The sequence below is a fragment of the Sphingobium sp. WCS2017Hpa-17 genome (genome assembly GCF_031843765.1).
Taxonomy (GTDB): domain Bacteria; phylum Pseudomonadota; class Alphaproteobacteria; order Sphingomonadales; family Sphingomonadaceae; genus Sphingobium.
On sequence record NZ_JAVTIV010000017.1, the window covers coordinates 89339 to 95832 of the forward strand.

At 63.4% G+C, this 6494-nt stretch carries 7 protein-coding genes; 1 reads left to right on the forward strand and 6 read right to left on the reverse strand.

What is annotated here, in order from left to right:
- Positions 1–37 precede the first annotated feature (37 nt).
- Positions 38–877, reverse strand: a complete 840-nt coding sequence (locus RQH62_RS19100; protein WP_293784207.1) for a YozE family protein — start codon at positions 875–877, stop codon at positions 38–40.
- 64 nt (positions 878–941) lie between these two features.
- Positions 942–1922: a hypothetical protein gene (locus RQH62_RS19105; protein WP_293784204.1), complete on the reverse strand. Its 981-nt coding sequence runs from the start codon at positions 1920–1922 to the stop codon at positions 942–944.
- Between the two features lie 157 nt (positions 1923–2079).
- Between RQH62_RS19105 and RQH62_RS19110 the strand changes: the two genes are divergently transcribed.
- On the forward strand, positions 2080–2706 hold the full coding sequence (locus RQH62_RS19110; RefSeq protein WP_293784201.1) for a hypothetical protein: 627 nt from the start codon (positions 2080–2082) through the stop codon (positions 2704–2706).
- 166 nt (positions 2707–2872) lie between these two features.
- On the opposite strand, the gene RQH62_RS19115 is transcribed toward RQH62_RS19110, so the two are convergent.
- From RQH62_RS19115 to RQH62_RS19130, 4 genes are all read right to left on the reverse strand, one after another.
- Positions 2873–3922 carry a nucleotidyl transferase AbiEii/AbiGii toxin family protein gene (locus tag RQH62_RS19115; protein ID WP_311270256.1) on the reverse strand — a complete coding sequence of 350 codons (1050 nt, stop codon included), beginning with the start codon at positions 3920–3922 and terminating at the stop codon, positions 2873–2875.
- Positions 3915–4523, reverse strand: a complete 609-nt coding sequence (locus tag RQH62_RS19120) for a DUF6088 family protein (RefSeq protein ID WP_013849904.1) — start codon at positions 4521–4523, stop codon at positions 3915–3917. Before RQH62_RS19120 ends, RQH62_RS19115 begins: the two co-directional genes overlap by 8 nt.
- A gap of 167 nt (positions 4524–4690) precedes the next feature.
- A complete protein-coding gene (locus RQH62_RS19125) occupies positions 4691–5812 on the reverse strand; it encodes a relaxase/mobilization nuclease domain-containing protein (protein WP_013849903.1) in 1122 nt (373 codons plus the stop codon).
- Positions 5805–6341: a plasmid mobilization protein gene (locus tag RQH62_RS19130; protein WP_016743824.1), complete on the reverse strand. Its 537-nt coding sequence runs from the start codon at positions 6339–6341 to the stop codon at positions 5805–5807. Before RQH62_RS19130 ends, RQH62_RS19125 begins: the two co-directional genes overlap by 8 nt.
- Between the last annotated feature and the right edge of the window lie 153 nt (positions 6342–6494).

Sequence of the window (6494 nt, forward strand, 5' to 3'; positions counted from 1 at the left end):
TGTCGGGACACGGCGAACCGCTCCGCCAAAAACCGGATCAGGATCGATTGACGCGCTGCTTCTTCGCAGCCCGCCATTCCGACAGCGCCTCTTCAAGCGCTTCGATCGCCTCGTCGCACGCACGGCATGAACGCATATAGGACCGCAGCTTCGGCCCACTGCTGGTATCCACTGGGAAGGTGCGGTCCTGCGCTGCATCGCGCGCGAGATCGCCGATTGGGTCATTCCGCTTGGTCTGCGTGTGCAGCCAGTGCGCGAAGGTGCCGGACTTCGGTTCCGGCATCGGGTCGGGGTCCAGGGCCAACTCGGCGTTCGGATTGTTCTGCTCCCGACGAAGGCCGACCTTGCGATGAACGGCCGCGACGATCAGCGCGCCGTTAGCGATATAGGAGGCAAGGCCGTTTTCCTTGCCCCAGCGTTCGGCCCGGTGCTTCGCGCCATAGGAACCGCATTTGTAGGTCTTGATCTTCTTGACGCTATCGATCCACCGGATGGCCGTCGCGATCTGCGCAAGACTGTCATCCGAAAAGAGGCGAGCCCGGCTGTCATGCTCGGATTTTGCGCCTTCGAACGGATCTTTGTCGAAGCCGTTATACCGAAAGCCATTCAAGCTCAGATCGGGGTGCTGGCGCAACGCGGCGAGGACGGCCTGCTGTGCTTCCCGATAGAGCGCACCATCGGGGACATAGAGATTCGGATGATCGGGATCGCCCAGGGCACTACGGGCAGCATCCTCAATGTGGGATTGAATGTCCTTTTCCCCACGTTCCATCATGCCGACATATTGCGGCGTGACCTTCAGATGCGTGGCAAGCTGCGATTGCGTCCACCGTTTGCGGACACGCATCGCCCTGAGTTCGTCTCCGGTCATGGCCATCGGCACTCTCCTTCAATGTCGATGTATATCAACTAAGTTATGTTATCAACGGATCGATGAAAACTTAGTTTTCTTCTGTGATGAAGTCCGGGGCCGTGACGGGGCGCTGGTGAAGGATATGGTGAACCACGCCCTCGGCCAGCCCCCGTTCGAGCGCCGCGCCGAAATGCGCGATGCTGCGGGTAATCTCTGGCGCTCGAAGCAGGGTCCGCCAGTTGGTGGGCTCGTCCACGCGCTTCTCCCACGCCAGCAGACCGACGAGGGCGCGGTGCGCGAATTCGATACCTTCGGCTCCTACCGTAAAACTCTGACGGATATGGGTAGGCGAATGCTCTTCCGAGGACTGAAGATCCCATGTCGCGAAGAGCTGGGTGGTTTCCGGATGTAGGTCGTTTCGAACCGCGCCGCCCCCGATCGTGAAATGCACACCGGTAACGCGCATCTGCCACGTTTCCTCAAAGCCATTTTCGGTGGGGCGAGTCTCGACCAATTGCTCCTTGGCGATGTCAAGGTGGAGGCCCGATCCCTCCGCCAGCTTGAATGCGACGTCGCCAGCGAGGATGCCGAGCAGATTCTGCCGCATTGCCTCGCCATGGCTGATGTTGAAGTTCTTGCGGGCGAGCGCAAGGTGGCGAATGTCCACCAAGGTCCACAGGGAATAGTGCTTCCATGCGACAAGCAGAGGCAGGCCCATCTGGTCCGCATAGCGCGTGAGGCGCGCATGATAGTCCGCCTTGAAGGAGAGAGTCCTATCGTTGCAAACCTTTACTTCGATCAGGAAAGGGCCGCCGGCGTCGAACATCGCCAGGATATCGGGCACCTGAAATTCGGACTTGGACCGAGCCGGTGTCTGGTGCTGGTCAAGCTTGTGAAGTAGCCGCGTGCGCCCAAGCCAGGCGCATATGACAGCGAATTCATCCTCGGCAGGGAGCCCATGATTGAGTCTGCGTACGCGCCGGGCAACTTCCCCAGCCTCAGCATCGAAGCCGAGATCGGCAAGCACATCCTGTATCAGGCGTTCGATATCTGGTGGCGTATCGGTCATTCGGCGCTTGCGTCAGCCGCGGCTCCCTGCCGATGCCAAGGCCTATCCTTGCCATGCCGGCTCTCCCGGTGTCAGCGAGGCGATGGCGATTTGCAAGCCGGTGATATTCATTCACCTTTGCTCGACACGAACGTACGATCGGTGAAGGATTTTCTTCATGAGTTCGACCAGGGATGCGCTGCCGCGTGTCTTTCAAGCCAATCTCGGGCGGCTGTTCGAGCGGGTCATCCTCCCTGTGCTGGACAGCCTACCGCGCCATGCCACGCTAGAGACCGGGGTAGCCGCGACCCTTGATCAGTTCCTCGACCGCGCCGCGGCTCAGGTCGACAACTATACTGGCAACGAAGCCGCAAAGGCGTTCACGCTGACCTTGGCTGGCGTCTTCGAGCGACAGTTGAGCATCTGGGCGCGCGCGATCCACGACTTGGGCTTGACCGATATGAGCCGACTTCGTGGTTTCGAAGCGCTGTTGGCCGGGTGCGCGAGAGAGGCCGGAATCGACCTGTCTGTCGACCGGCTGGGCGAGGACCTGACTCAGATGTTCGTCGTCGCCAATGTCGTGCGCCACGGCGAGGGTCCATCCTGTGACAGGCTGCGCGCACTGGCGCCCGAGCTGTGGAATGATGCGGCCCCGGATTATCTCGACCTCCTGCCGGGCACGCCCGTTGCGAGCGAGCATCTTCGCCTTCGGAAGGCTGACCTCGTGCGCTATATCCGTGCGACGACCCGGTTCTGGGGTCTCGCCGACCCGCAGCCGCTGGCCGCTACCGATCCGCCATATTGAGCGAACCGTCATGCCGGGAGAGTTCGGGGCGGATGGCGACCGGTGAACGACATTCTCTCACACGGGTGGGGTGATGTCGGCCCTGATTTAACATAATCATAATTATCAGTCTTTTGTCGTTTTATTTCAAATACTTAGTTTACTTGCTCATTCGCGGTCTCCGACATCAACGTCCGTTGATCGTCGCCTCGATCGCCGCCAGACCTTTCATCAACACTTGGAATTTCGGCGGCGCGGCCATGAACATCTCCGACATCGCGCCATAGTCCCGCTCAAGCTTCTCCCAAGTCGCGCCATCGGGCGACAGGCGCAGCGTTCCAACCACGGCGGTGTCATAGGAGGCCGACCTGTCCGCGAACATCAGGCTCTTGTTGTGCACGACCTGCTCGAGCAGATCGATCCGCCCTATCGCCTCGTTCGTGATGCCCGCCTGGTCGAGCATCAGCACGTCATAATAATGGCGCGACATGCCCTCGCGCAGCTTGCCGTTATGATGGATCGCATGAAGGATCGTGACCTTTTCCCAGAAGGTCCGCGCAACGGCCAGCGTCGGCACTGCGGTCACCGGATCCGGCAGTTCCTCGGGAAAGTCTTCGGTCAGATAGGGCAAGATCGGTCGAAGCGCGAACGGTTCCGTGTCGCCGCGGGCGCCAAATTCCAGCTTGATGCGCGGCTTGATGTAACCGCTTTCATCCGCGCCGCCGTAATTCTCGCCATAGGCGAGCCCGTAACCCGAGGTGCGCGGATAGACGAAGAGCAGCGTCTGCTGGTCCTTGTCGTCGGGATCGAGCGCCAGGCTCCAGCCCTCGGCCGTGCCGAGAGCGACTTCGATTTCGCGCGCCAGGATCGGCATGGCGACCGTGGCGACATAAGCCTGTGCCGCCGCCTTGAGCGCCTTGGTCCGGCGCTCGCGCTCCTTGCCGGTAATGTCGCTGTCCATCGGCGAGGCGACTTCGCTGAGCAGCGGCGCCGCGCGGCTGATGGTGAGGTCGATATCTTCGGAGAAGCGCGCGATGATCCCATAGGCTTTCGACAGCGAGGTCCCACCCTTGAAGGTCATGTGACCGGCGAGGTCGGGACACATGACGAGGCGGCGTAGCGTCCAGCAGACCCAGAAATCCTTCTCGATGATGATCGGCGTCAGATCCCGCCGCGCCGCCGCTTCATCGATATAGGCGCGCCGATCCACGGCGGGTCTGCGTGCGAACTCATCCATTGCGGGCGGCGCCGATCTTTAGGACGACGTCGCCCATCCATCCGGGCATCTCGGCCCGGGCCTGGGCGAGCATCCGCATGTCGCGATCATCGAGGCGGGCGGCGAAGTGCCGGATCTTGTCGCTATCGATATTGTCCTTCCCCAGATGCGCGAGCGCCTGCAGAACCGCGTTGACCGAGTCAGGCGCATTGTCGAGCACCGGTGCGCGGCTGTGCTTGAGCGTCAGGCTGCGCCCGCCCGCTTGCCTGACCCGGGTCCGCCCGGTCGTGGCATAGCTGGCCCGGGCGGGAACCTGGGTCGATAGCCCGAGCCTGTTCGCCGCCGCCGCGCCCGACGGTGCGAGCTTGTCCCCACTTTGCGTCGAGAGGGCCTTGGCGACATTGGTGGGATCGGGACTGAGCGCACCGAGCTTGTCATGCTGGCGCGGATAGTCATAAAGACCCCGGCCGATGCGCCGGATGTCGCCGGCGGTCGCGAGGCGCGACAGCGCCATGTCGACCGACCCACGCGTCCCGAAGTCGACGAAGCTCTTGGGCGTGAATACCCAGCCGCGGCCCTTGCCGCGCACGCGCTTCATGATCCGATCGGCTACCGCAGACATTGGCTGTGCTCCTATCTGTTAGATAATAGCATGATTTTTTCTAACAAGATAGGAGCGCGTATCAGCGCCTAAATCAGCTATTTTGCGAGATATTTTGACATCGCATCCAGATAGGATGCCCAGGCCGCACAGGCAAGGTCCGGCAAGCCGGCCGGCAGCGCCGGCCATCATCGTTCCCGATCCCGGTGAGGCGGCGGCCGCCCCTCCTCGGAGCCTGTGGGCGGCGAAACGCCCTCCGGCTCGTTTCGGCGCTCCTGCGGCGGCCGTTCGGATTGCAGTATCTCCCGTGCGCGCGCGAGCCGCCGCGACACCGCTGGCGGCATCGCCGCCAGAAAGCCGGCGATTTCTTGCCCCAAGGCACGATCTTCCGCTTTTCCGGTGCCGGCGAGCGCGACCGCGGCCTCGGCATAGGCACCGCGGATCTGCTTCTGGCGAGCCAGCGCCATGACATCTTCTGCCCGGCGCTCCTGGTCGGCCCCGCGCACGAAGCTTTGCGCGCGCAGTTCGTTGAGCTGCGCGAGATTGAGCCGCCGTCCCTCGGCTCCAAGCCGGGCATCGAGATGGAGCGCGGACGAACGGACCCGCTTCTGGACATGACCGCGCGCACGCCGGGGTGTCGCTTCCGCCGCGACACCGCGCGCGCGCAGCTCATGCGCAAAGGTCTCACGCATATGATGGAGATCCGCCTTGCGCGGATTGAAGCGGGTTCCGTCCGCCCCTTCGGTCGCCACCGTCAGATGGACGTGGGGATGATCGGTGTCGGTATGGAGTGCCAGCATATAGGCATGGTTCCCCTCGAACAGGATTCGCGCGAATGCCTGCGCCGCATCATGAAGCGTCTCGGCGTCGGTCGATCCCCCGGGCATCGACAGCACCAGCGACATCGACGTCGGCCGCTCCCGGCCATGCTCGTTCATGGCCTCGTCGAGCATCGCCCAGTCCTGAGCGATCGCCTTGAGCCGATCCGGCTCGGTGATAATCTCGCCTTCGCTCGATCGGACGGCGAGCTTCCCGTGGCGCGCCACATAGCCGAAATGCTCGGCGACATGATGAGCGCCATATTGCTTGCCGGAGACCTTCACCATCACCTCGGGCGCCTTGCGCACGATCCGCTCGAGCTTGGCGCGCGCCTCGGCCTGGTCCATCGACATCGGCCGGGCGGCCCCGCCCCCGCTTCCGCCCGGTTTGATCCGAACATAAGCGCCGCGCAGGGTCCGCTTGCCGCCTGCCGGCGGCCGCCAGGCCTCCATCAGGCTGGGAAGCGGGAGAACCCCCTCCTCCTCACGCATCGGCCGTGTCCCAGTAGCGAAGATCGCCCTTGAGCGCGGCCCCGAGACCGGCGAGCGCATCGACGATCTCGGACCTAAAGCTTGCGACCCTGGCCGCTTCCCGCGCGACGTCGAGGCCGGATTCGACCATCACCGAGGCGTTGAGCGCGCGGGTCGCCTGGTTGAGGTTGATCCCGATCCGATTGAGCTCGCGCCACGCCTGCGCGATGGCCGCCCGCTCCTCGCGCGGCAAGGGCGCGTTTGCACGCAAGCGCCGCGCCAGCAACGTGGTGATCCAGTCGGTACGCTTCATCCCCAGCACATCCGCCGCGCGGTCGAGCGCGGCGATCTCTTCCGGGATCAGCCGAACCTCGACCCGGCAGGTTGCGCGCTGGCGGGCGCGCCGCGCCTGATGCCCCTCCCCCGCCTCCATGGCCAAGGCGTCACCGATCAAGCGGCGCAGCAGCGCCGAGCGGCCGCCCGATACCGCCGCGAGCGCGGCGAAGCGCTGGGCGACATCATCGTCGAGCCGAAAGGTGAGGACGGGCATGTCCCCAACGCTATTGTCATACATCCCCGGCGCCAAGCCTATCCGGCCCTCACCTTTACTCAACTCATCTTATAGTCTGCTTGGGCAGACTTTCGTTCTTCGGCCAGCAAACCCCTCTCGAACATCGATCGTCCGCAGCAAGGGGCGGGGCCG

Excerpts from the sequence above, each read along its gene's own strand:
- RQH62_RS19100 (WP_293784207.1), bottom strand. The coding sequence starts at position 877 with ATGGCCATGACCGGAGACGAACTCAGGGCGATGCGTGTCCGCAAACGG.
- RQH62_RS19105 (WP_293784204.1), bottom strand. The coding sequence starts at position 1,922 with ATGACCGATACGCCACCAGATATCGAACGCCTGATACAGGATGTGCTT.
- RQH62_RS19110 (WP_293784201.1), top strand. The coding sequence starts at position 2,080 with ATGAGTTCGACCAGGGATGCGCTGCCGCGTGTCTTTCAAGCCAATCTC.
- RQH62_RS19115 (WP_311270256.1), bottom strand. The coding sequence starts at position 3,922 with ATGGATGAGTTCGCACGCAGACCCGCCGTGGATCGGCGCGCCTATATC.
- RQH62_RS19120 (WP_013849904.1), bottom strand. The coding sequence starts at position 4,523 with ATGTCTGCGGTAGCCGATCGGATCATGAAGCGCGTGCGCGGCAAGGGC.
- RQH62_RS19125 (WP_013849903.1), bottom strand. The coding sequence starts at position 5,812 with ATGCGTGAGGAGGAGGGGGTTCTCCCGCTTCCCAGCCTGATGGAGGCC.
- RQH62_RS19130 (WP_016743824.1), bottom strand. The coding sequence starts at position 6,341 with ATGCCCGTCCTCACCTTTCGGCTCGACGATGATGTCGCCCAGCGCTTC.